This window comes from Klebsiella sp. 64 (assembly GCF_018223915.1).
In the GTDB taxonomy this organism is placed as follows: domain Bacteria; phylum Pseudomonadota; class Gammaproteobacteria; order Enterobacterales; family Enterobacteriaceae; genus Klebsiella; species Klebsiella pneumoniae.
In genome coordinates this window covers 11,619-33,450 of sequence record NZ_JAGRQZ010000001.1, presented here as the reverse complement: position 1 = coordinate 33,450, position 21,832 = coordinate 11,619, and the positions used below count along the sequence as shown (strand labels likewise).

Annotated in this window: 24 protein-coding genes; 13 read left to right on the top strand and 11 right to left on the bottom strand. The window is 56.6% G+C overall.

The annotated features are described in order from the left end of the window. Window positions 1–7 precede the first annotated feature (7 nt). Complete coding sequence (gene ybiX, locus KHQ23_RS00180) at window positions 8–685, top strand: PKHD-type hydroxylase YbiX (RefSeq protein WP_004140326.1); 678 nt, start codon at window positions 8–10, stop codon at window positions 683–685. A gap of 84 nt (window positions 686–769) precedes the next feature. Here the strand turns inward: ybiX and ompW are convergent, their stop codons facing one another. After that, complete coding sequence (gene ompW / locus KHQ23_RS00175; protein ID WP_002901634.1) at window positions 770–1,408, bottom strand: outer membrane protein OmpW; 639 nt, start codon at window positions 1,406–1,408, stop codon at window positions 770–772. A 269-nt stretch (window positions 1,409–1,677) separates the two neighbouring features. Between ompW and KHQ23_RS00170 the strand changes: the two genes are divergently transcribed. From KHQ23_RS00170 to yciA, 5 genes are all read left to right on the top strand, one after another. Then, window positions 1,678–2,091 (top strand): YkgJ family cysteine cluster protein, encoded by a 414-nt coding sequence (locus KHQ23_RS00170; RefSeq protein ID WP_002901633.1) that lies wholly within the window; start codon window positions 1,678–1,680, stop codon window positions 2,089–2,091. A 25-nt stretch (window positions 2,092–2,116) separates the two neighbouring features. Then, window positions 2,117–2,860, top strand: a complete 744-nt coding sequence (locus KHQ23_RS00165; RefSeq protein WP_032434364.1) for a YciC family protein — start codon at window positions 2,117–2,119, stop codon at window positions 2,858–2,860. A 54-nt stretch (window positions 2,861–2,914) separates the two neighbouring features. Then, entirely contained in the window at window positions 2,915–3,454 is a 540-nt protein-coding gene (locus tag KHQ23_RS00160) for a septation protein A (RefSeq protein ID WP_002901631.1), read from the top strand. Window positions 3,455–3,725: 271 nt separating this feature from the next. Beyond that, window positions 3,726–5,909 (top strand): TonB-dependent siderophore receptor, encoded by a 2,184-nt coding sequence (locus KHQ23_RS00155; protein ID WP_032435282.1) that lies wholly within the window; start codon window positions 3,726–3,728, stop codon window positions 5,907–5,909. 99 nt (window positions 5,910–6,008) lie between these two features. Next, complete coding sequence (gene yciA, locus KHQ23_RS00150) at window positions 6,009–6,407, top strand: acyl-CoA thioester hydrolase YciA (protein WP_002901629.1); 399 nt, start codon at window positions 6,009–6,011, stop codon at window positions 6,405–6,407. Window positions 6,408–6,436: 29 nt separating this feature from the next. Here the strand turns inward: yciA and KHQ23_RS00145 are convergent, their stop codons facing one another. Beyond that, entirely contained in the window at window positions 6,437–6,973 is a 537-nt protein-coding gene (locus KHQ23_RS00145; protein ID WP_002901627.1) for a YniB family protein, read from the bottom strand. A 188-nt stretch (window positions 6,974–7,161) separates the two neighbouring features. Between KHQ23_RS00145 and hxpB the strand changes: the two genes are divergently transcribed. The 4 genes from hxpB to KHQ23_RS00125 all read left to right on the top strand — a co-directional run bounded on the left by hxpB (window position 7,162) and on the right by KHQ23_RS00125 (window position 10,950). After that, window positions 7,162–7,830, top strand: a complete 669-nt coding sequence (gene hxpB, locus KHQ23_RS00140) for a hexitol phosphatase HxpB (RefSeq protein ID WP_032424864.1) — start codon at window positions 7,162–7,164, stop codon at window positions 7,828–7,830. 149 nt (window positions 7,831–7,979) lie between these two features. Beyond that, window positions 7,980–8,741, top strand: coding sequence for a 2-dehydro-3-deoxy-D-gluconate 5-dehydrogenase KduD (kduD, locus tag KHQ23_RS00135; protein ID WP_032434362.1), 762 nt, complete (start codon window positions 7,980–7,982; stop codon window positions 8,739–8,741). 91 nt (window positions 8,742–8,832) lie between these two features. Next, window positions 8,833–9,423, top strand: a complete 591-nt coding sequence (locus tag KHQ23_RS00130; protein ID WP_211776840.1) for a metal-dependent hydrolase — start codon at window positions 8,833–8,835, stop codon at window positions 9,421–9,423. 135 nt (window positions 9,424–9,558) lie between these two features. Next, window positions 9,559–10,950, top strand: a complete 1,392-nt coding sequence (locus KHQ23_RS00125) for an L-cystine transporter (protein WP_004151918.1) — start codon at window positions 9,559–9,561, stop codon at window positions 10,948–10,950. 59 nt (window positions 10,951–11,009) lie between these two features. Here the strand turns inward: KHQ23_RS00125 and cedA are convergent, their stop codons facing one another. After that, window positions 11,010–11,264, bottom strand: a complete 255-nt coding sequence (gene cedA / locus KHQ23_RS00120) for a cell division activator CedA (protein ID WP_008807754.1) — start codon at window positions 11,262–11,264, stop codon at window positions 11,010–11,012. Window positions 11,265–11,454: 190 nt separating this feature from the next. Here cedA and katE point away from each other — a divergent pair, with 190 nt between their 5' ends. Continuing rightward, window positions 11,455–13,713, top strand: coding sequence for a catalase HPII (katE, locus tag KHQ23_RS00115; protein WP_032434360.1), 2,259 nt, complete (start codon window positions 11,455–11,457; stop codon window positions 13,711–13,713). 57 nt (window positions 13,714–13,770) lie between these two features. On the opposite strand, the gene chbG is transcribed toward katE, so the two are convergent. The 8 genes from chbG to osmE form a co-directional block, all read right to left on the bottom strand. Then, window positions 13,771–14,529: a chitin disaccharide deacetylase gene (chbG, locus tag KHQ23_RS00110; RefSeq protein WP_004176512.1), complete on the bottom strand. Its 759-nt coding sequence runs from the start codon at window positions 14,527–14,529 to the stop codon at window positions 13,771–13,773. 12 nt (window positions 14,530–14,541) lie between these two features. Beyond that, the gene (locus KHQ23_RS00105) at window positions 14,542–15,888 is read right to left on the bottom strand and encodes a 6-phospho-beta-glucosidase (RefSeq protein ID WP_004148093.1); all 1,347 of its coding nucleotides are present in this window, start codon (window positions 15,886–15,888) and stop codon (window positions 14,542–14,544) included. A gap of 110 nt (window positions 15,889–15,998) precedes the next feature. Then, window positions 15,999–16,823, bottom strand: coding sequence for a transcriptional regulator ChbR (chbR, locus tag KHQ23_RS00100; RefSeq protein WP_002901552.1), 825 nt, complete (start codon window positions 16,821–16,823; stop codon window positions 15,999–16,001). A gap of 27 nt (window positions 16,824–16,850) precedes the next feature. Then, window positions 16,851–17,198, bottom strand: coding sequence for a PTS N,N'-diacetylchitobiose transporter subunit IIA (gene chbA, locus KHQ23_RS00095; RefSeq protein ID WP_004179419.1), 348 nt, complete (start codon window positions 17,196–17,198; stop codon window positions 16,851–16,853). A 53-nt stretch (window positions 17,199–17,251) separates the two neighbouring features. Continuing rightward, window positions 17,252–18,610 (bottom strand): PTS N,N'-diacetylchitobiose transporter subunit IIC, encoded by a 1,359-nt coding sequence (gene chbC / locus KHQ23_RS00090; protein WP_004148091.1) that lies wholly within the window; start codon window positions 18,608–18,610, stop codon window positions 17,252–17,254. Between the two features lie 11 nt (window positions 18,611–18,621). Beyond that, a complete protein-coding gene (locus KHQ23_RS00085; RefSeq protein ID WP_014907779.1) occupies window positions 18,622–18,738 on the bottom strand; it encodes a hypothetical protein in 117 nt (38 codons plus the stop codon). Between the two features lie 19 nt (window positions 18,739–18,757). Further along, on the bottom strand, window positions 18,758–19,078 hold the full coding sequence (gene chbB, locus KHQ23_RS00080; protein WP_002901547.1) for a PTS N,N'-diacetylchitobiose transporter subunit IIB: 321 nt from the start codon (window positions 19,076–19,078) through the stop codon (window positions 18,758–18,760). Between the two features lie 278 nt (window positions 19,079–19,356). Then, window positions 19,357–19,695, bottom strand: coding sequence for an osmotically-inducible lipoprotein OsmE (gene osmE / locus KHQ23_RS00075; protein ID WP_002901544.1), 339 nt, complete (start codon window positions 19,693–19,695; stop codon window positions 19,357–19,359). A 282-nt stretch (window positions 19,696–19,977) separates the two neighbouring features. Between osmE and nadE the strand changes: the two genes are divergently transcribed. Together nadE and cho are read left to right on the top strand one after the other, a co-directional pair. Next, window positions 19,978–20,805 carry an ammonia-dependent NAD(+) synthetase gene (gene nadE, locus KHQ23_RS00070; protein ID WP_004151921.1) on the top strand — a complete coding sequence of 276 codons (828 nt, stop codon included), beginning with the start codon at window positions 19,978–19,980 and terminating at the stop codon, window positions 20,803–20,805. Window positions 20,806–20,906: 101 nt separating this feature from the next. Next, on the top strand, window positions 20,907–21,770 hold the full coding sequence (gene cho / locus KHQ23_RS00065; RefSeq protein WP_073553510.1) for an excinuclease Cho: 864 nt from the start codon (window positions 20,907–20,909) through the stop codon (window positions 21,768–21,770). Window positions 21,771–21,832: the final 62 nt, after the last annotated feature.

The following is a 21,832-nucleotide window of genomic DNA, read 5'->3' as shown; positions in this document are numbered from 1 at the left end:
CACCGCGATGATGTATCACATTCCTGACGTGCTATCGACAGACCAGGTGGCGGAATTTACCCGGCAGCTGGCGCAGGCCGAGTGGGTCGACGGGCGGGTTACGGTGGGTAGCCAGGGGGCGGCCGTCAAACAGAACCAGCAGATCGATACCCGAACGCCGCTGTATGCCCGCCTGCAGGCCGCTGTGCTCGATATGCTGCGCGGCCATCCGCAGTTTTTTTCCGCCGCGCTGCCGCGGACGATTTCCGCGCCGTTGTTTAACCGCTATGGGCCAGGGGAGACCTATGGTTTTCACGTCGATGGCGCCGTTCGCCAGAACGGCGAGGCGGGCTGGATGCGCACTGATCTGTCAGCGACGCTGTTCCTTTGCGATCCGGAGAGCTATGAGGGTGGCGAACTGGTGATTGAAGACACCTATGGCCAACATCGGGTGAAGCTCCCGGCCGGGCATCTGGTGCTCTATCCCGCCAGCAGCCTGCACTGCGTCACCCCGGTCACCCGCGGCGTCCGCCAGGCCTCTTTCCTGTGGATCCAGTCGATGGTCCGCGACGATAAGCAGCGTGCGATGCTTTACGACCTGGACCGCACCATCCAGTCTCTGAAGGCCCGCTTTGGCGACGGAGAAGAGGTCCTCTCCCTGCTCAACATGTATCACAACCTGCTGCGCCAGTGGACGGAAGTGTGATCCGCTGTTGATGACAGAGGCTTGCGGCAGACAGGTGTGACGAGACAATGAACTGGCCATCCGTTGGCCAGTTTACAGAAGAATTTAGAACCGATAGCCTGCGGAGAACATAAACACCCACGGATCCAGACGGGTGCTGACTTTCTGGTCCACGCCGCCGGCTTTGAATTTCACATCGGTATCGATATCCATGTACCACACCGACATATTCAGCAGCCAGTCGCGGTTAATCAGATAATCAAGGCCGACCTGCCCCGCCGCGCCCCAGGAGTCCTTCAGGCTCAGATCGGAAAGCCCGGCCGCCTTGCCGGTATCGTTAAAGTCTTCGTTAAAGAAGGTGGTGTAGTTGATACCGGCCCCCACGTACGGGCGCACCTTGCTTTGCGCATCGCCAAAGTACCACTGCGCCATCAGGGTGGGCGGCAGCTGATGGACGGTGGCGATAGTCCCGGTTGGCCCGGTGCCGACCTTATGGCGGAACGGCGTCGCGGCAAGCAACTCCACGCCAATGTTATCGGTCGCCATATAGGTAAAGGTTAAACCCAGCTGGGTATTGTTACTAACGTTGAAACTGCCAAGGCTGCCTAACACATTGTCAGAGCCCTCCGTCGGTCGGACGGTGGCGGTCCCGGCACGAATGAAAAACTCACCCGCTTCATGCGCCCAGACGCTGCCGGTAGAAAGCGTGCCAAGAATCAATGCCGCCGCTGCTAACTTCTTCATATCCACTTCCTCATTATGGTTTTTCAGCGCGGCCAAATATACCTATAACGAGTTACGTTTGATCTGTTTTAGATCACACTAAGTCCTCAGATTTAACATTTATTGATCCAGATTAATTTTCGCTACCGATCGCAATGCCTTGAATTGTCCGCACATCAATTTTCACTTTTCGCGCAAAAATTTATTTCTGCCCCTCTTGCCGTCGCTGAGGCGGCTGGATAAGTTAACTGCCGACAATCTGTGTTGATGCGTTTTTTTCAGGTGTAATTATGAGTGAAATCAACCCGTGCATGACGTGCGGTGCCTGTTGTGCGTATTTTCGAGTCTCTTTCTACTGGGCGGAAGCCGACGACGCGGGCGGCCTGGTGCCCTCCGCGCTGACCGAACCGCTGACCCCTTTCCTGCGCTGCATGAGCGGCACCAACCAGCGCCAGAGCCGCTGCGCGGCCCTGTCTGGCGATATCGGCGACGCCGTTCACTGCACTATTTATGAAAACCGGCCTTCGCCGTGTCGCGAATTCGCCATGTCCGGGGAAAATGGCGAGGAAAACGATGCCTGCAACCGGGCGCGGGCGCGCTACGGCCTGCCACCATTGCGGCCTCTTTACAAAGATATACCTGCCCTGACCGGCGCAGAGAGTGCTACGACGGAACGATTTGCGGTACAATCGCCGGCTAGTTAACACCTGCGACACTCAAGGAGAATGCATGTCTATCACGGCGAAGTCCGTCTACCGTGACACCGGGAATTTTTTTCGTAATCAGTTCATTACTATTTTACTGATTGCGCTGTTGTGCGCGTTTATTACGGTAGTACTTGGCCATGCCTTTTCACCCAGCGACGAGCAGCTGTCGATACTCAGCGAAGGCGATAACCTCGCCGGTAGCGCCGGGCTGTTCGAGCTGGTGCAGAACATGACGCCGGAGCAGCAGCAGGTTCTGCTGCGCGCCTCGGCGGCATCAACCTTCTCGGGTCTGGTAGGTAATGCGATCCTCGTCGGCGGCGTCCTGCTGCTGATCCAGCTGGTCTCCGCCGGTCATCGCGTTAGCGCCCTGCGCGCCATCGGCGCCTCGGTGCCGGTGCTGCCCAAGCTGCTGCTGCTGATCCTGTTCACCACCTTCCTGGTGCAGATGGGGATGATGCTGGTGCTGGTGCCCGGCGTGCTGTTGGCCATCGTGCTGGCCTTTGCGCCGATCATGCTGGTACAGGACAAAATGGGCATCCTCGGCGCCATGCGCAGCAGCATGCGCCTGGCGTGGGCCAATCTGCGGCTGGTGGCGCCGGCTATTATCGGTTGGCTGGTGGCGAAAACCCTGCTGTTACTGTTTGCTTCCAGCTTTGCCGCCCTGACGCCAAACGTCGGCGCGGTGGTGATTAATACCATCAGCAACCTGATTTCCGCCCTGTTGCTGATCTATTTATTTCGCGTGTATATGCTTATCCGCAGCTAATTTTAACCAGGACCGGGGCCTTCCCCGGTCCGTCCTGAAAGACGGGATCGATGTATGAAGCAGTTTCTGGATTTTTTACCGCTGGTGGTCTTCTTTGCCTTTTATAAGCTTTACGATATCTACGCCGCCACCACGGCGCTGATTGTGGCGACCGCCGTCGTGCTGATCTACAGCTGGGTGCGCTACCGGAAAGTGGAAAAAATGGCGCTGATCACCTTCGTGCTGGTGGCCGTCTTCGGCGGGTTAACCATCTTCTTCCATAATGATGAGTTTATTAAATGGAAGGTGACGGTGATCTATGCCCTGTTCGCCGGCGCGCTGCTGTTCAGCCAGTGGGTGATGAAAAAGCCGCTGATCCAGCGCATGCTGGGTAAAGAGCTGAGCCTGCCGCAGCAGGTCTGGTCGCGACTTAACCTGGCCTGGGCGGTGTTCTTTATTCTCTGCGGGCTGGCCAATATCTATATCGCCTTCTGGCTGCCGCAGAATATCTGGGTTAACTTTAAGGTCTTTGGTTTAACCGCCCTCACGCTGGTCTTTACCTTGCTGAGCGGGATCTACATCTACCGTCATATGCCGCAGGACGACCACCACTAACCCCTCCGCCGGCGCGCCATCGCGCGCCGCGCTCGCCCCCTATAAGCTTACTGCACTGGCAAACATTCCCTGCAACCACACAACCTCAGCGCATACGCTGACAGCTTCCCGGCCACACTGTGCAGGCTCTCTTCACGATTTCTCTCAACTGCATAAAAAGTTGCGGTAATTGTGAGGATTTTATGGAGATTCATCTCGTTACATTGTAATGATAATTGTTATCATTAATATTCTCGATCTCATTTTGCATTGTTTTGAAAAGGATATTTACATGAGATCGCCGCAATATTCTGTGCCCACGACCCTGGCGCTGGTCATATCCAGTCTCCTCGCCCCTAACGCCTTTGCTGAAGAATCAGAACAAGATACCGAAACGATGATTGTGCGCAGTACGGCGGAAGAGGCGCTTAAGCAACAGCCCGGGGTGTCGATTATCACGGCTGAGGATATTGCTAAGCAGTCGCCGGTCAACGATCTCTCAGACATCATCCGTAAAATGCCCGGGGTGAACTTGACCGGCAACAGCGCCAGCGGCAGTCGGGGCAACAACCGCCAGATTGATATCCGCGGCATGGGGCCGGAGAACACCCTGATCCTGATAGATGGGGTACCGGTCACGTCACGTAACGCGGTTCGCTATAGCTGGCGCGGCGAACGCGATACCCGGGGCGACAGCAACTGGGTACCTGCCGAAATGGTCGAACGGATTGAAGTTCTCCGCGGTCCGGCAGCCGCGCGCTATGGTTCCGGCGCGGCGGGCGGAGTGGTCAATATCATTACCAAACGTCCGACCAACACCTGGCACGGTTCGCTGTCTTTCTTCACCAACCAGCCGGAAAACAACAAAGAAGGCACGACCAATCGCGCTAACTTCAATCTCAGCGGCCCACTGGCCGGCGAGGCGCTGACGATGCGCCTGTATGGCAATATCAATAAAACGGAACCCGACGCCTGGGATATTAACCATGCGCAAAACGGCTCTTACGCTGCGGGACGCGAAGGGGTCCGCAATAAAGATATTAACACCTTGCTGTCATGGAAAATGACCCCGCAACAGATCCTCGATTTCAGCTACGCCTATAGCCGTCAGGGGAATATCTATGCTGGTGATACCCAGTACAGCAACGGCAATCTTAGCCCGAACGGGCTGGTGGACTCCCTGTACGGCCACGAAACTAATCGCCTCTATCGCCAGTCCTGGGGACTCACCTACAACGGTCTATGGGATTGGGGCCAGTCCAAAGCCGGTGTTTACTACGAGAAAACCAACAATACCCGCCTGCAGGAAGGCTCTACCGGCCGCGTCGAAGGCATGATCAACAGTGAAGATTATGCCACCAGCCGTCTGGAATCCTGGCGTACTACCTCGGAATTAAATGTGCCTTTCTTCTGGCTGGCGGACCAGACGCTGACGCTGGGAATGGAATGGAACCATGATCAGCTTGACGACCCGGCATCAATGCAGGCCACTAACAGCAACGGCGAGACTATCCCTGGGACCTCGGGCGACCCTACGCAACGCAGTACCAAAAACAGCGCCACCCTCACCGGTATCTATCTGGAAGATAATATCGAAGCCGTGCCCGGCACCAACCTGATCCCCGGCATTCGCTTCGATTATCATAATCAGTTTGGCAGTAACTGGAGCCCCAGCCTCAATCTGTCTCAGGAGCTCGGCGATATGTTCACGCTGAAGGCCGGTATCGCGCGAGTGTTTAAAGCGCCAAACCTCTATCAATCCAGTAAAGGCTATTTGCTCTCCACCCGCGGCAACGGTTGTCCAAACACGATCGCTGAAGGCAGCTGCTACCTGCTGGGTAACCCTGACCTCGACCCGGAGATCAGTATCAACAAAGAGATCGGTATCGAATTTAACCTTAATGGTTACGCTGCCGGAGTCACCTGGTTTCGCAACGATTACAAAAACAAAATCGTCTCCGGAACAGAGGTACTGGGCTATACCTCCAGCGGCAATAATATTTTGCAATGGCAGAACGGCGGCAAAGCCGTGGTCGAGGGGCTGGAAGGAAATCTGCTGATCCCGGTGCTGAGAGATGTCCTCAGCTGGCGGACCAATGCCACCTGGATGCTCAAATCTGAAAGTAAAGAGACTGGCAACCCGCTGTCGGTTATCCCGAAATATACCGTTAACACGATGCTCGACTGGCAGGTAAACGACGCCCTGTCTGCGAATGTGAACTGGACGCTTTATGGCCGTCAGAAGCCGCGTCAGTATGCGGAGATCCGCAACGAAACCGGGACCCTTGCCACCACCGAGGTTGGCGCCTATTCCATCGTGGGTATTGGTACTCAGTATCAGCTAAACCGGGATATTCGCCTGAATGCCGGAATAAGTAATCTATTTGATAAACAACTGTATCGCGAAAATGCCGGCGCCTCGACCTACAATGAGCCTGGCCGCGCGTATTACGCCGGCGTTACCCTCTCCTTCTGAACCACCGCGCCCGCGCCAGCGGGCGTATTCCCCTATTCTCACTGCGCTATTTTCATAGTAGCATCCCGCTGATCGTCTTTGACCACAACAGAGTAGAGCATGACAACAACAGATCTCGCCCCAAAGGGCGAAATGGTTTTACGCACCCTGGCAATGCCGGCGGATACCAATGCCAACGGGGATATTTTTGGCGGCTGGCTGATGTCGCAGATGGATATTGGCGGCGCCATTATGGCCAAAGAGATCGCCCAGGGTCGCGTGGTGACCGTGCGGGTGGATGGGATGACCTTTTTACGCCCGGTCGCCGTTGGCGACGTGGTGTGCTGCTACGCCCGCTGCGTGAAGCGCGGCAACACCTCGGTGACAATCAATATCGAAGTGTGGGTGAAAAAAGTTTCTTCAGAACCGATTGGCCAGCGCTACAAGGCGACGGAAGCGCTGTTTATCTACGTTGCCGTTGATAATCAGGGAAAACCACGTCCTCTGCCAGCGGAATAAGAAGGTGCCCGGCTTGCCGGGCACCTGACTTACAGAAAGCCCAGCAGCGAAAAGAAGAAGTAACCGATGACAATCACGATCACCGGCAGCACGTACAGTGGGAAATACTGCACCAGGATCGTATGGCGCGGTACCACAATGCGTTCAGCGAGCTGCTCGCGGGTTAACCCATCTGCGCCTTTGGCCTGTTCGAGGATCAGCTGATCCTCAATCCCCTCGCGGAGAAATTTCGCCTGCCGCGCCATTCGCGCGCCGGAAGCCTGCAGGGCCATGCCGACGAACACCAGAATGAAGATGATCCAGAAGCCGATGTTCAGGCTATGGTGAAAATCCGGCAGCGGCGAGTTGTACCAGAAAAAGTTCAGGAACGGCGTGTTAAAGCGCATCATCTCAATCATCACGTGCGCAAAATCCATCATTACCGCATCAATGCCGGGTTTCTTTTCACTGTGCTCATACATAAATTTGAGCACAGAAATCAGCGTCGACAGCACGGCGGGAATAAAGATAACCCATCCTAAAATGCGTTTGATAACCGCTATGCGTCCAGCTTGTTGGTACGTCATGAGTTCCCCTTGTTAAAGACGCGTTGGTGGTTCGCCTGCTGCCTGTTGCGTGGCGCTGGCTTCCCTCGCTCCCCCGAGTATGTCGGGTATAAGTCTATCTGCCACGGCGAATTTCGCCCAATAATGCGCGGTATGATATACCATGATTGCCGATTCGTTTATCTGATTACGCAACAGGAGAAGGACATATGTCAGCGAAGCGCCGCATTGAGGCCGCGATATTTGATATGGACGGGTTGCTGATTGACTCGGAGCCGCTCTGGGATCAGGCGGAGGTCGAGGTCATGGAGAGCCTGGGAGTGGATACCCGTCGCCGCGATGAACTGCCCGACCTGCTCGGTCTGCGAATCGACCTGGTGGTGGATCTGTGGTACGCGCAGCAGCCGTGGCACGGCGTAGACCGGGCGGAAGCTACCGCGCGCATTATTCGTCGCGCCATTGAGCTGGTGGAAGCCTCACGCCCGCTGCTGCCGGGCGTACGCGAGGCAGTGGCCCTGTGTAAAGCTCAGGGCTTAAAGGTGGGCCTGGCCTCGGCCTCGCCGCTGATGATGCTGGAGAAAGTGCTCGATATGTTTGAACTGCGCGACCAGTTTGATGCTCTCGCCTCCGCGGAGCATTTACCCTGGAGCAAACCGCACCCGCAGGTCTACCTCAACTGTGCCGCTGCCCTGGGAGTCGACCCGCAGCGCTGCGTCGCGCTGGAGGATTCGGTCAACGGCATGATCGCCAGCAAAGCCGCGCGCATGCGGTCTATCGTGGTGCCGGAAGCGGAGAACAGCCGCGACCCGCGCTTTGCGCTGGCGGACGTCAAGCTTTCGTCACTGCTGGCACTCACTGCTGAGAACTTGCTCGGCTAAGACCGCTGGCGGGTGCAACAATCGCTGTCACGCCGCCAGCAACAAAATCAAAACATTGTTTCATTTTAATTGTAATTTTGTTTTCCTCCCTCTATGCTGGTCACAGGTGGCGTCATCGTACGCCAGTAGATCAGCTGACAGAGGTGAATATGGTACTGAACGCCTTCGACCTGACGGGTAAGGTCGCCATCGTGACCGGTTGCGATACCGGCCTGGGACAGGGAATGACGCTGGGCCTGGCGCAGGCCGGGTGCGATATCGTCGGCATCAACCGTAAAATTCCCCATGATACGGCCGCCCAGGTGCTGGCGCTGGGCCGCCGCTTTCACGCCATTCAGGCGGATCTCAGCCAAGAGAATGATATGAGCGGTCTGGTCGACCAGGCGGTGGCGGCGATGGGCCGGGTCGATATTCTGGTCAACAACGCCGGAATTATCCGCCGCCATGATGCCCTGACCTTCACGGAAAGCGACTGGGACGCGGTGATCGACCTGAATCTCAAAGCGGTTTTCTTTCTCAGCCAGGCGGTCGCCAGGCAGTTCATTCGCCAGGGGGAAGGCGGGAAAATCATTAACATCGCCTCGATGCTGTCGTTTCAGGGCGGGATCCGCGTCCCCTCCTACACCGCCTCGAAAAGCGGCGTGCTGGGTTTGACCCGTCTGCTGGCCAACGAATGGGCTGGCCAGAGTATCAACGTCAACGCCATAGCGCCCGGGTATATGGCCACCAATAACACCCAGGCGCTGCGCGAAGATGAAGAGCGTAACCAGGCGATCCTCGAGCGCATTCCCGCTGGTCGCTGGGGAGCGCCGAAAGACCTGCAGGGGCCGGTGGTGTTTCTCGCCTCATCAGCGGCCGACTATATTAACGGCTATACGCTGGCCGTCGATGGCGGATGGCTGGCGCGCTGAGAGTTTGTGACAAAGAGTTACACCGTCACCTCTTCCGTACACTGTATAAAAACCCTATACTGTATGAATCGACAGTTTAGGGTGTGTTATCATGACGGCGGAAGGCCATCTCTTCTTTTCAATCGCCTGCGCAGTATTTGCCAAAAACGCAGAGTTAACGCCGGTGCTGGCGCAGGGCGACTGGTGGCATATTGTGCCCTCGGCGGTATTGACCTGCCTGCTGCCGGACATCGATCACCCAAAGTCGTTTCTTGGCCAACGGCTGAGCTGGATCTCAAAGCCCGTGGCGCGGGCCTTTGGCCACCGCGGCTTCACCCACAGCCTGCTGGCCGTCTTTGGCGCGCTGACGCTGTTCTATCTGAAAGTGCCTGACAGCTGGATTGTCCCGGCAGACGCTCTCCAGGGCCTGGTGCTGGGCTATCTCAGCCACATTCTCGCCGATATGCTCACCCCCGCCGGTGTGCCGCTGCTGTGGCCCTGTCGCTGGCGCTTCCGGCTGCCGATCCTTACGCCACGCAAGGGCAATCAGCTCGAACGCGCCTTGTGTATGGCGCTGTTCGTCTATGCCGTCTGGATGCCGCAGACGCTGGCGGACAACAGCGCGATACGCTGGTCATCCGGGGTGATCAATTCCCTACAGATCACCTTCAATCGCTTTATAAGTCACCAGAGTGGGCGATAAAGCGGCGGAAAACGCCATTTGGTTATAACCCATTCCATTTGAATATAAGTCCTTGATAACGCCTTCTGCTAACCTTGCCGTCATAAGAGCTGGTTATCCACCAGCCCAGGTTATAAAAATATCAGGAGAACGGGGATGAACTTTCCATTAATAGCGAACGTAGTCGTGTTCGCCGTATTACTGTTTGCGCTGGGGCAAACACGCCATAAACAGTGGAGCCTGGCCAGAAAAGTGCTGGTCGGTCTGGCGACTGGCGTGGTCTTTGGTCTGGCGCTGCAGCTAATCTACGGGTCTGACAGCCAGGTGCTGAAGGATTCCATCCAGTGGTTCAATATCGTCGGCAACGGTTACGTCCAGCTGCTGCAAATGATTGTTATGCCGCTGGTCTTCGCCTCCATCCTTAGCGCGGTGGCCCGCCTGCACAATGCCTCGCAGCTGGGGAAAATTAGCTTCCTGAGCATCGGTACTCTGTTGTTCACCACCCTGATCGCCGCCCTGGTTGGCGTGCTGGTGACCAATATGTTCGGCCTCACCGCCGAGGGTCTGGTCCAGGGCAGCGCGGAGACCGCCCGTCTGAACGCCATCCAGAGCAACTATGTGGGGAAAGTAGCGGATCTCAGCGTCCCGCAGCTGATCCTTTCCTTCGTGCCGAAGAACCCGTTTGCTGACCTGACCGGGGCTAACCCAACCTCCATCATCAGCATCGTCATTTTCTCGGCGTTCCTCGGCGTCGCAGCGCTTAAGTTGCTGAAAGAGGATGTGGAAAAAGGCCAGCGCGTGCTGACCGCGATCGATACCCTGCAGGGCTGGGTAATGAAGCTGGTTCGTCTGGTCATGCAGCTGACCCCTTACGGTGTGCTGGCCCTGATGACCAAAGTGGTTGCCGGGTCGAATTTGCAGGACATCATCAAGCTTGGCGGCTTCGTGGTAGCCTCGTACATTGCGCTGGGTATTATGTTTGTCGTCCACGGCCTGCTGCTGGCGATTAACGGCGTCAGCCCGCTGAAGTACTTCCGTAAAGTCTGGCCGGTGATCACCTTCGCCTTTACCAGCCGCTCCAGCGCCGCCTCCATTCCGCTGAACGTTGAGGCGCAAACCCGTCGTCTCGGCGTACCGGAGTCGATTGCCAGCTTCTCCGCCTCCTTTGGCGCCACCATCGGCCAGAACGGCTGCGCTGGTATCTATCCGGCAATGTTGGCGGTGATGGTCGCGCCGACCGTGGGCATCAACCCGCTGGATCCGATGTGGATTGCCACCCTCGTGGGCATCGTCACCGTCAGCTCGGCGGGCGTCGCCGGGGTGGGCGGCGGCGCGACCTTCGCCGCGCTGATCGTCCTGCCGGCGATGGGCCTGCCGGTGACCCTGGTAGCCCTGCTCATCTCCGTCGAACCGCTGATCGATATGGGGCGTACCGCGCTGAACGTTAACGGCTCAATGACCGCCGGGACGCTGACCAGCCAGTGGCTGCGCCAGACCGACAAGTCGATCTTCGATAGCGAGGAAGAAGCCGAACTGGCGCATCGCTAAACGGCAAGCACAAAAAAAACCGCTGATCATTCAGCGGTATTTTTATTTCTGCAGCCGACTCAGGCTTCAATCTCACCTTCCTGACGCACCTGGTTAGCCCAGCGCTGCGCCGACTCCGGCACGCTGAATGCCGGTGAGCGACGGAAATGCTCCCCCATCAGCAGAAAAGCGACATACTTCCCGCGTAAAATCCAGACATCGCGAAAATGGTCCATTTTCACGGCATGTTCCGGGGGCGCAGGCTCCACGCGCGGCACGTAGCTAATGACAGGGCGATTTTGTTGGCGCAATGGTTTCATAACAAATGGATTCACTAAACATAGCGGGAAACAGAAACCTCTATCATAGCCGATTGTGGCCCCGTTCGTCGCCCCTTCGCCGCCGATGCGCATTTTAGGATAACTCCCTGCCCCCTCGCCGGGCGCAGACAGCGTAATGTTCTATAGTTAGAAGGGTTTTGGTCTATCAACGACCACTTTTAGCAATGAAAGCAGGAGACGAGTAATGTCTGATAAGCACCCGAACCCTCACCAACAGCAGGCACCGGTCCACGACAGCGAGGAAGCGCAGCCGGGTCTCGATTCGCTGGCGCCGGACGATCGGGAGTGGCGCCCCACGCCGAAACCTACCGCTCCGGGCGTCGAACCCACCGCCCCAGGCAGCCTGAAAGCGCCCGATACTCATAACAGCAAACTGGATTCCCTGGAGGCGCAACGCAAAGGGGGGGAAGATTTTCCGCTGACCACCAACCAGGGCGTGCGCATTGCTGACGATCAGAATTCGCTGCGCGCCGGTAGCCGCGGCCCAACGCTGCTGGAAGATTTTATCCTGCGGGAGAAGATCACCCACTTTGACCACGAGCGTATTCCGGAGCGTATCGTTCATGCCCGCGGCTCTGCCGCCCACGGCTACTTCCAGCCCTACAAAAGCCTGGCTGCGTTGACTAAAGCCGATTTTCTTTCGTCAGCCGATAAAATCACCCCGGTGTTTGTACGCTTTTCCACCGTGCAGGGCGGCGCGGGGTCGGCGGACACCGTCCGTGATATTCGCGGCTTCGCTACCAAGTTTTACACTGACGAAGGGATTTTTGACCTGGTGGGCAACAACACACCGGTCTTCTTCATCCAGGACGCGATGAAGTTCCCCGACTTTGTCCACGCCGTGAAGCCTGAACCCCACTGGGCCATACCACAAGGGCAGAGCGCCCACGATACTTTCTGGGACTATGTTTCCCTGCAGCCGGAAACGCTGCACAACGTGATGTGGGCGATGTCGGATCGCGGCATCCCGCGCAGCTATCGCACCATGGAAGGCTTCGGGATCCATACCTTCCGTCTGATTAATGCCGAGGGCAAAGCCACCTTCGTTCGCTTTCACTGGAAACCGGTCGCCGGCAAGGCGTCGCTGGTGTGGGATGAAGCGCAGAAGCTGACCGGCCGCGACCCCGACTTTCATCGCCGCGATCTATGGGAGGCCATCGAAGCCGGGGACTACCCGGAATTTGAGCTTGGCCTGCAATTGATCCCCGAAGAGAATGAATTTGCTTTTGACTTCGACCTGCTCGATCCCACCAAGCTGATCCCCGAGGCGCTGGTGCCGGTACAGCGGGTTGGCAGAATGGTCCTCAACCGCAACCCGGATAACTTCTTTGCCGAAAATGAACAGGCGGCCTTCCATCCCGGACATATCGTCCCGGGCATTGATTTCAGCAACGATCCGCTGCTGCAGGGGCGTCTCTTCTCTTACACCGATACGCAAATTAGCCGCCTGGGTGGGCCGAACTTCCATGAAATCCCCATCAACCGTCCGACCTGCCCGTATCATAATTTCCAGCGTGACGGGATGCACCGGATGGACATTGACACCAATCCGGCCAACTACGAGCCCAACTCGATTAACGACAACTGGCCGCGCGAGACGCCGCCTGCCGCCAAACGCGGTGGCTTTGAGTCCCTCGCCGAGCGCGTCGACGGCGAAAAAATCCGCCAGCGCAGCCCTTCGTTCGGCGAATATTACGCCCAGCCGCGTCTGTTCTGGCTGAGCCAGACGCCGATTGAACAGCAGCATATTATCGATGGTTTCAGCTTCGAACTCAGCAAAGTGGTCCGCACCTGGATCCGCGAGCGGGTGGTCGATCATCTGGCCCACATTGATACTAAGCTTGCGGAAGCGGTTGGGGCGAACTTAGGCATCGAACTGAGCGACGATCAGCGCAACATTACCCTGCCCGCCCCGGTCAATGGCGTGGAGAAAGACCCCAGCCTCAGCCTCTACGCCGACGCCGAAGGCGATGTGAAAGGTCGCGTGGTGGCAGTCCTGCTCAACGAACGCACCTCAGCGCAGGATCTGGTTCAGCTCCTGCAGGCGCTGCAGGCCCAGGGCGTGCACAGCAAGCTGCTCTACTCGCGAATGGGCGAAGTCATTGCCGACGATGGTTCTCCGCTGCCGATCGCCGGCACCTTCGCCGGTTCCCCTTCGCTGACGGTGGATGCGGTGGTGGTGCTCGGCGGCGACCTCAGCGCCCTGAGTCAGAGCGGTGACGCGCGCTATTACCTGCTGGAAGCCTATAAACATCTGAAGCCGATCCTGCTGGCAGGGGATGCGCGGCAGCTGACGTCCGTTCTGCATGTTCCGACCCAGGGTGAAGAGGGGGTCATCGTCACCGATGCGCTCGACACGCCAGCGGCGGACAAACTGCTCGCCCTGATGACGGCCCACCGCGTGTGGTCGAGAAGCCCGAAAATCGCCGCTATTCCGGCGTAGTAAAAAGCCCGGCACGCTGTGCCGGGCTTGATTCACTTTCCCTTTCCCCCGTCGGGCTTACACGTCGCGGTAGGTTCCCAGACGATAACCCCGGTCGGCCACCGCCGCTTTCAGCGAGGCAGATGTCAGCACATCAAGCTCATCCAGTCGCGGATAGCAGTAGGCGCTGCCCATAATGATCCGATCGACATAAGCCGGATGACACATCACCTCCAGGGAGCGCTCCCCGCGGGCGATGGAGGCATCCAGCGTCTGCAGAAACAGTTCCTCAGAGACCGCTTCGCCGTAAAACTCGCTGCTGAAGCCGGCGCTGCTGCGCGCCGCCTGCTGGTCGAGCCCACTCTGCGCCGCCACCTGGCGGTCAATGCGTAACGCAATGCCCTTCTCGCGGGCAAAGGCCGCGACGATGGGATAAATCTGGGCGAACATATGCACATGGTGATGGCTGTCGATATGCGTCGGCTCATGGCCGAAGAGTTCGACAAAACGACGGTACTGACACGCCAGCTCGTGGGCGATCTCTTCCAGCGGCAGGCTATCTTCTTCCGCCTGCTGCCAGATCCATTTGCCCAGACGGCCATCGCGGGTTAATCCCGGCATGGCCGACAGCGGCTCGCCCAGCGTCAGCACAAAGTGCATACCGACCGCCAGCTCCGGAGTACTGCGGCTCAGCTGGGCGGCGTGGTCAATGGCCGCGCCGTTGACCAGCGCGGTGGTCGATGTCACCACGCCGTTGCGACAGGCCTCGATAATGCCGTAGTTCTGCCCTTTACTGAGGCCGAAGTCGTCGGCATTGACGATCAATACGCGTTCCATTTGCTACTCCCGTTACGATTTTAGTTTTTCGATCGTCGCCGCAAAGTTCGGCAGCCATTTTTCATGCGCCAGAATCATCTCCCGCGCCAGCTGTTCGGCGTCACGATCGGAATGGATCAGCGGGCTTAAGTTCAGCGCCAACAGGACATCGTTCAGCTCACCGCTGATCGCCGCCTGGCTGGCCGCCACTTCGAACCCCTTGATGGTGTAGATAAGCCCTAACACCTTCTCATCGAAATGAGTAATGCGCGGCGTCGGCTTCGCGCCGTCGCGGCCTAAGGTGCAGCTCATCTCTACCGCCCAGTCCGCCGGGATATTATCGACATGACCATGATGCGGGATATTCACATAGTGCTCAGTCTGCTTGTCGTTATAGATGGCATTGATTACTTCGCAAGCGGCATCAGAGTAATAGGCCCCGCCGCGCTGCTCCAGCTCCTTCGGCTTAACGTTAAGATCCGGGTTTTTATACAGCTCGAACAGCTGTTTCTCCACCTTCTGCACCACCTGGGCGCGCGCACCGCCTTTGTAGTACTCGCCCATCTCAATCGCCAGCATCTCTTTTGGCTTAAAGTAGTAGAGCAGGTAAGAGCATGGGATCAGGCGCAGGGAGCGGATCAGCCCTTCGCTAAACGGCAGGTCGAAGATGTTTTTCACCGAGTTCGCGGTCAGACGGCCGGAGGCCACGCCGTCCAGCAGTTCATCGAAGCGCGAGACGCCGTTAACCAGCACGTCGCGGACGAACACCAGGTGGTTGAGACCAAACAGGTCGATATTCAGCTCATCGCTCGGGCTCAGCTGCAGCACGTCGGTGATGAACATCTTCATGCCGATAGGAATGTTGCACACGCCGATAAAGCGTTTGAAATTGGTGTGGCGATAGACCGCCTCGGTGACCATGCCCGCCGGGTTGGTGAAGTTGATGATCCATGCGTCGGGGCAAATTTCCTGCACATCTTTCACGATATCGAAAATCACCGGGATGGTGCGCAGTCCTTTAAACAACCCGCCCGCCCCGTTGGTCTCCTGGCCCAGGTAGCCGTGGCTCAGCGGGATGCGCTCATCTTTTTCACGCGCCTTCAGCTGGCCCACGCGCAGCTGGGTGGTGACGAAATCTGCGCCCTGCAGCGCTGCGCGGCGATCCAGCGTTTTATAGACTTTCATCGGCACGCCGGCTTTTTCCACCATCCGCTGGCACAGCGCGTGGATAATATCGAGCTTCTCCTGGCCCTCTTCGACGTCTACCAACCACAGTTCGCTTACCGGCAGTTCATGATAACGTTTCAGAAATCCTTCCAGTAATTCCGGGGTATAGCTGCTGCCGCCGCCAATAGTGACTACTTTTAATTTCTGGCTCATCTTTTTCTCCCTTAGGCGCTGCGCCTGGACGCAGGCCGCTCTCCGCAACAATGCGGACAGTTAACTTGAATGATTTTCGGTATAAACCTGGCGGCGAACGCCGCGCGGGTTTAATTAATACTGGTCAAATGTTTGCGATAACTGCTCGGCGTAAACGACGTCAGTTTTTTAAAGGTTTTAATAAACAAACTCGGGCTGCTGTAACCTGATTCATACGCAATATCCGTCACTGAATAATTGGTAATTTCCAGCTGTTTTTTGGCAAAGTTGATACGGATATCATTAATTATCTGCATCGGCGTTTTACCATAATAGCGCTGGGTCGCCCGGGTTAAATATTCCTGCGTTTTTCCGGATAAGCGAACCATATTTTCGAGAGCGCCTTCACCGAATTTCAGCTTATCATGCATGGCTTCCACGGTATTTTTTAACCATTGCGGCGTCACGTCGGCAACCGGCTCTTCACGATAGTGGCGTAAACGGTTAATGACATAAAAAGAGACCAGCTCGATAAATTCGTCAAATTCCGTTTCGCGAAAATTGAGTGAGGCGATGACCGACTCAACGTAGCCGAGAAAAGCGCTCTGCACGGCGTAGACTTGCGAAGCCACCAGACCAAACGGCAGCAGCGGCAGGTAGTGTTTCTCAAAGAAGCGTCTGCTGATGCCGACGTTAAGGATGCGCGTCGCCCCGAACTCGTAAAAGCTCTGGTGGTGCGAGCCCATCGGGATAAAGACGAAATCCCCGCGCTCCAGCAGCACCCGTTTGCCATTGATCTCCTGGTAATAGCGCCCGGTTAACACCACGGTAAATTCGTAGTAATCATGCTGGTGAAGCCCGCTCACGCTTTCCGTTTTGTTATAGATGACCACATGAAAGTTCTTCCCGTTGAACAGCTGTTGTTCTCTGGCGGTACTGATCTCGGTGGTCATCATTCTGGGCTGCCTCATCGTCGCGATGGCCTATTGTACCTTCTCGTGCAGCTCAATCAATTCGGCCACCAGCTCACGAGCCAGCATGGAGGTCATCAGATGGTCCTGGGCATGCACCAGCACCAGGCTGACCTTCATTTTCCCTTCGCCCTCATCGCTTTCGATAAGCTGGGTCTGCACGCGATGCGCCTCGCTCAGCGCCTGGCGCGACTGCTCCATCATCGCTTTCGCTGCGGCAAAGTCGCCCTGCTTCGCCTGCTTCAGCGCGGCATAGGCCAGGCTGCGGGCTTGTCCGGAGTTGATAATCAGCCCCATCACTACCTCTTCGAGGTCATTTTCCGGGGTCTCTACCGCGTCGATGTTGTCCAGATCAAACATAATATTTCCCTCATTTATCAGGCGGTACGGGACGCTGCCCGTACCGCGCGGTATCAGAATTTCAGTGCGTTAGCGATGTCTTCTTCGCTCTCTTCCTGCTCGATAACGGTCTGCGCTTTATTCGACAGCACCACAAACGGCAGGTAGACCAGGGTAGCGACGCCAAGGTTGAACAGGGCCACCAGCAGGGCGGCAACGCTGCCGTTACTGTTAAAGAACGCTCCCAAACCGGTCGGCATAGTCCACGGCGCCAGGTTGGTCACCGGTGGGATAATCCCCAGGCTGTAGGCCGCCAGCGTAATGGCCGCCAGAATCGGCTGAACCAGCACGAACGGGATGAACATCACCGGGTTCATGATGATCGGCAGACCAAACAGAATCGGTTCGTTAATCTGGAAGATGCCTGACGGCAGCGCCAGCTTAGCAACCTGACGATGGTCAGCGCGGCGAGAAGCGATAAAGATGGCGATAATCAGACCCAGCGTCGCCCCGGAGCCACCCAGCAGGATGTAGGAGTCGAGCATCGGTTTAGCCCAGAAGTGGAACTGTTTGCCCGCTTCGATGGCCGCATCAACAGAGCCGTACTGGTTGTACAGCGCGATGTTTTCCAGCGCCCACGGCGTCATGATGCCGTTATCCAGGGCGGTAAGCGCCAGAGAACCGTGCACACCGAAGAACCACAGCAGAGAGTTAAAGATAACGTATGCCCAGCCAACCACGCTGCCCATCGCCGCCAGCGGCGTCGAGATAGAGTCCATGATGATCTGGTGGAAGTTGCTGCCATAGCTCGCCAGGGCCCACGAAATAATGCCGAAGATGGAGAGGATCAAGAAGCCCGGGATCAGCGCTGAGAAAGAGCGTGATACCGACCCCGGCACGCTGTCCGGCAGTCTAATCACCCAGTTGCGACGGATCACGAAGGTGAACAGTTCCGCAACGACCAGACCGATAATCATCCCGGAGATGATGTTCTGCCCGCCCAACCAGTTGGCGCCCACCGCATAGGCTTCGCCCACGCTATACGGGGTCACGGTCATGAAGGCCGCCACCGCCAGCAGGCCAGCTGCCATCGGGTCAACTTTGCGCTCTTCCGCCAGCGCGGAGCCGATAAAGAACGGCGCCATTAGCGACATAATCCCGAGGGTGCCGTTATAGACGTTTCCGCCGATAGCCTTAAAGCCGTTTAAGGTTTCAATGGTGGAGGCATCCAGGCGAATGCCCATGGAATAAAAGAAAGAGCCTTCGCCGAAGCTCAGAAAAACGTTGTTAATTAACACAAACATGGCCCCGGCGAGGGTCAACGGCATTAATTTAATAAATCCATTTTTTATTGCATTAATATGCGGCTGCTTTCCTATTTTCACTGCAAAAGGAAGGAGTACCTTTTCAAGCGAATCGATCACTTTACTCATAGTCAATACCCTTAAAAGCCGCAATAAACTATTACGGCGATGATGTATGAAATTACTCTTTGACGGGAAAATAAACTCATTATTTTTTGACGTCCGGCAACAGGCAGCCGCCAGGCGTCAAAATACATCGAGTTTTAAAAGTTAAAATTATTGTGCTGCAGCTTTCTTAATAGCCGCGACGGCGGCTTTCAATACCCCTAAACCATCAACTTTGCCATAGAGAAGGGAGTCGATAACTTCAACCGGTTTATTCGGCAGCAGGCGCTGAATTTCCGGTAACATATACGCAATTTGTGGCCCTAATAATACTACGTCGGCTTCCGGCCCTTTTTCGCCCGCGAGGGTTTCGGGATAGGCTTCAATAATGACCGGGACTTCATATTTTTCCGCCTGCGCCCGCATTTTGGAGACCAGCAGTGACGTGGACATGCCTGCCGAGCAGAAGAGATAAATGTGTTTCTTTTCCATGAACGCTTCCTCAATGTGTGAGACCAGGGCCTTCAGTAACCGCTGAGAGCCGGTAAGACTGGTAACATCCGGTTAATTCTGTTTATGAGTTGAGTATACGGCAAGCTGAGCCGCCAGGATAATTCGCTGTTGAACAGAATTGTCTCTCATTGACCTCCGGTTTTGACTACCCTCACATTTTCATCCAAATAATTCGCGCAATTAAATAAGCATCATGACTCACAAAAAAGCCCGACCAGTGGTCGGGCTTACGTAGAAGTCAGTAAACAGTAGGAAGCTTACCTGGCGTTGCGCGGGTCGGTATCATACTCGGCGCAGGTCTGGTAGCCAGAGTTCATGACGTGACCCGTTTCGTCGAGGGCCACAAAGTAGGTTTCAACTTTACCATCTCGTTGACCGAGGATATAGGTCTGGCAGGTGCCGCGGGCATGGACCATGGTGACTTCCGTTGAAGGTTTGCCGGCGATCTGCATCACCTGCTGACGCGACATCCCTTTCTTCACATCTTTCACCACCGGCTGGGTAAACTGGTCTTTGGTACGATCGTAAGCGGTACAGCCCGCCAGTAAGGTTAACGCGACGGTGACGCCCAGTATTCCTGCTAAGCTTTTGTTCATTTTGGTTCCTCTTTTCTACTGTGTAACGATAAGCCTGGAATAAATAGTGTTATTTTTCAAGCCGAACAGCGAAATCATGTCAGGTTATGTTATTGCGTAAACAGGATTGTTCTGCCGACGTCGGACGGCGGCGCAATGCGCGGTACAGCATCTATAATGAAAACCTATGTCATTGATTGCCTTCTTTTCCGGCAGTCAAAACCCCGGTCCTTGTCGTTTCAGCGGCAAAGAGGTAGCTTTAAGCCAACAGCTTGCCAAACAGATTCACTTTCGGAGGGCGCGATGACGCTACAACAAGAGATTATTCAGGCGCTGGGCGCAAAGCCGCAGATTGATGTCGCAGGCGAGATCCGCCGCAGCGTCGATTTCCTGAAGTCATACCTGCAGACCTACCCGTTTATTAAATCGCTGGTGCTGGGTATCAGCGGCGGTCAGGACTCCACCCTGACGGGAAAACTGTGCCAGATAGCGATTAACGAACTGCGTGCCGAAACCGGCGACAGTAGCCTGCAGTTTATCGCCGTCCGTTTACCCTATGGCGTGCAGGCTGATGAGCAGGACTGCCAGGACGCCATCGCATTTATCCAGCCTGACCGGGTGTTGACAGTCAATATTAAAGCTGCGGTGCTGGCCAGCGAACAGGCGCTGCGCGAAGCAGGCATCGAACTGAGCGACTTCGTTCGCGGAAATGAAAAAGCCCGTGAGCGAATGAAGGCCCAGTACAGCATCGCCGGAATGACCAAAGGAGTTGTGGTCGGTACCGACCATGCGGCGGAAGCGATTACCGGCTTTTTCACCAAATATGGCGACGGCGGCACCGACATCAACCCAATTTTCCGCCTGAACAAACGTCAGGGCAAACAGCTGCTGGCCCATCTCGGCTGCCCGGAACATCTGTATAAGAAGCTGCCCACCGCCGACCTGGAAGACGATCGCCCCTCCCTGCCGGATGAAGTGGCCCTGGGTGTCACCTACGAGAACATCGACGATTATCTGGAAGGCAAAACGCTGGACCCGAGCATCGCCAAAACGATCGAGGGCTGGTATCTGAAAACCGAACACAAGCGTCGGCCGCCGATCACCGTCTTTGACGATTTCTGGAAAAAATAGTCTCTCCCCCCCGCCCCGGCCTGCGCCGGGGTTATTTTTTGTCCTTTTCGCCGCAAAAATGGCCTGCTATACTGGATGGATAGACAGTACCAGGAGTTATTGTGGCCAGAAAGCAATCAGCCCCGCGTCTCGAGTTTGAGGCGGCGGCGATCTATGAATATCCCGAACATCTTCGCCCGTGGCTGGAGGCGCTGCCGAAGCTGCCGGGCGTCTATCAGTTTCACGGCGACAGCGACACGATGCCGCTCTATATCGGTAAGAGCGTCAACCTCCGCAGCCGGGTGTTATCCCACCTGCGCACCCCTGAAGAGGCCGCGATGCTGCGTCAGTCGCGGCGTATCACCTGGCAGCGCACCGCTGGCGAGCTGGGAGCGCTGCTGCTGGAGGCGCGGTTGATTAAAGAGCAGCAGCCGCTGTTTAACAAGCGGCTACGGCGTAACAAGCAGCTCTGCGCCTGGCTACTTGCGGACGACCGGCCGCAGATTGTCTATGCCCGTGAGGTTGATTTCTCGCACCAGCAGCATCTCTATGGCCTGTTCGCCAACCGGCGGGCGGCGCTGCAGATGCTGCAGAGCCTCGCTGACGAACAGCGCCTCTGTTATGGCCTGCTTGGTCTGGAACCGCTCAGCCGCGGCCGCGCCTGCTTTCGCTCCGCGCTGGGCCGCTGCGCCGGGGCCTGCTGTGGAAAGGAGAGCGAGGAGGCGCACAGAGAGCGCCTGCTGGCGCAGATGAGCAGACTGCAGCTGGTGTGCTGGCCGTGGGCGGGGCCCGTGGCGCTGGAGGAGCGCGGCCCGGACATGACGCAGTATCACGTCATTCATAACTGGCTGTGGCTGGGCGCCGTTGAATCGCTCGACCAGGCGGCGGAGTTGACCCGTCTGCCCGCCGGATTTGACCAGGATGGTTACAAGATCCTCTGTAAGCCTTTGCTCAGCGGAGACTATCCGCTGCATCCGCTTGGCTGAGAAGCCACCAATAAAAAACCGCCGGCCCTGCCCAACGCCTGATGGCATTATTGGGCAAGACC

Bases quoted from the DNA above. Each gene is read 5' to 3' on its own strand.
- osmE (WP_002901544.1), bottom strand. From the start codon at position 19,695: ATGAACAAAAGCTTAGCAGGAATACTGGGCGTCACCGTCGCGTTAACC.
- kduD (WP_032434362.1), top strand. From the start codon at position 7,980: ATGGTACTGAACGCCTTCGACCTGACGGGTAAGGTCGCCATCGTGACC.
- yciA (WP_002901629.1), top strand. From the start codon at position 6,009: ATGACAACAACAGATCTCGCCCCAAAGGGCGAAATGGTTTTACGCACC.
- ybiX (WP_004140326.1), top strand. From the start codon at position 8: ATGATGTATCACATTCCTGACGTGCTATCGACAGACCAGGTGGCGGAA.
- KHQ23_RS00165 (WP_032434364.1), top strand. From the start codon at position 2,117: ATGTCTATCACGGCGAAGTCCGTCTACCGTGACACCGGGAATTTTTTT.
- chbG (WP_004176512.1), bottom strand. From the start codon at position 14,529: ATGGAACGCGTATTGATCGTCAATGCCGACGACTTCGGCCTCAGTAAA.
- KHQ23_RS00105 (WP_004148093.1), bottom strand. From the start codon at position 15,888: ATGAGCCAGAAATTAAAAGTAGTCACTATTGGCGGCGGCAGCAGCTAT.
- KHQ23_RS00170 (WP_002901633.1), top strand. From the start codon at position 1,678: ATGAGTGAAATCAACCCGTGCATGACGTGCGGTGCCTGTTGTGCGTAT.
- KHQ23_RS00155 (WP_032435282.1), top strand. From the start codon at position 3,726: ATGAGATCGCCGCAATATTCTGTGCCCACGACCCTGGCGCTGGTCATA.
- KHQ23_RS00160 (WP_002901631.1), top strand. From the start codon at position 2,915: ATGAAGCAGTTTCTGGATTTTTTACCGCTGGTGGTCTTCTTTGCCTTT.
- KHQ23_RS00085 (WP_014907779.1), bottom strand. From the start codon at position 18,738: ATGTATTTTGACGCCTGGCGGCTGCCTGTTGCCGGACGTCAAAAAATA.
- ompW (WP_002901634.1), bottom strand. From the start codon at position 1,408: ATGAAGAAGTTAGCAGCGGCGGCATTGATTCTTGGCACGCTTTCTACC.
- chbA (WP_004179419.1), bottom strand. From the start codon at position 17,198: ATGTTTGATCTGGACAACATCGACGCGGTAGAGACCCCGGAAAATGAC.
- chbR (WP_002901552.1), bottom strand. From the start codon at position 16,823: ATGATGACCACCGAGATCAGTACCGCCAGAGAACAACAGCTGTTCAAC.
- KHQ23_RS00145 (WP_002901627.1), bottom strand. From the start codon at position 6,973: ATGACGTACCAACAAGCTGGACGCATAGCGGTTATCAAACGCATTTTA.
- KHQ23_RS00130 (WP_211776840.1), top strand. From the start codon at position 8,833: ATGACGGCGGAAGGCCATCTCTTCTTTTCAATCGCCTGCGCAGTATTT.
- chbC (WP_004148091.1), bottom strand. From the start codon at position 18,610: ATGAGTAAAGTGATCGATTCGCTTGAAAAGGTACTCCTTCCTTTTGCA.
- nadE (WP_004151921.1), top strand. From the start codon at position 19,978: ATGACGCTACAACAAGAGATTATTCAGGCGCTGGGCGCAAAGCCGCAG.
- hxpB (WP_032424864.1), top strand. From the start codon at position 7,162: ATGTCAGCGAAGCGCCGCATTGAGGCCGCGATATTTGATATGGACGGG.
- katE (WP_032434360.1), top strand. From the start codon at position 11,455: ATGTCTGATAAGCACCCGAACCCTCACCAACAGCAGGCACCGGTCCAC.
- KHQ23_RS00125 (WP_004151918.1), top strand. From the start codon at position 9,559: ATGAACTTTCCATTAATAGCGAACGTAGTCGTGTTCGCCGTATTACTG.
- chbB (WP_002901547.1), bottom strand. From the start codon at position 19,078: ATGGAAAAGAAACACATTTATCTCTTCTGCTCGGCAGGCATGTCCACG.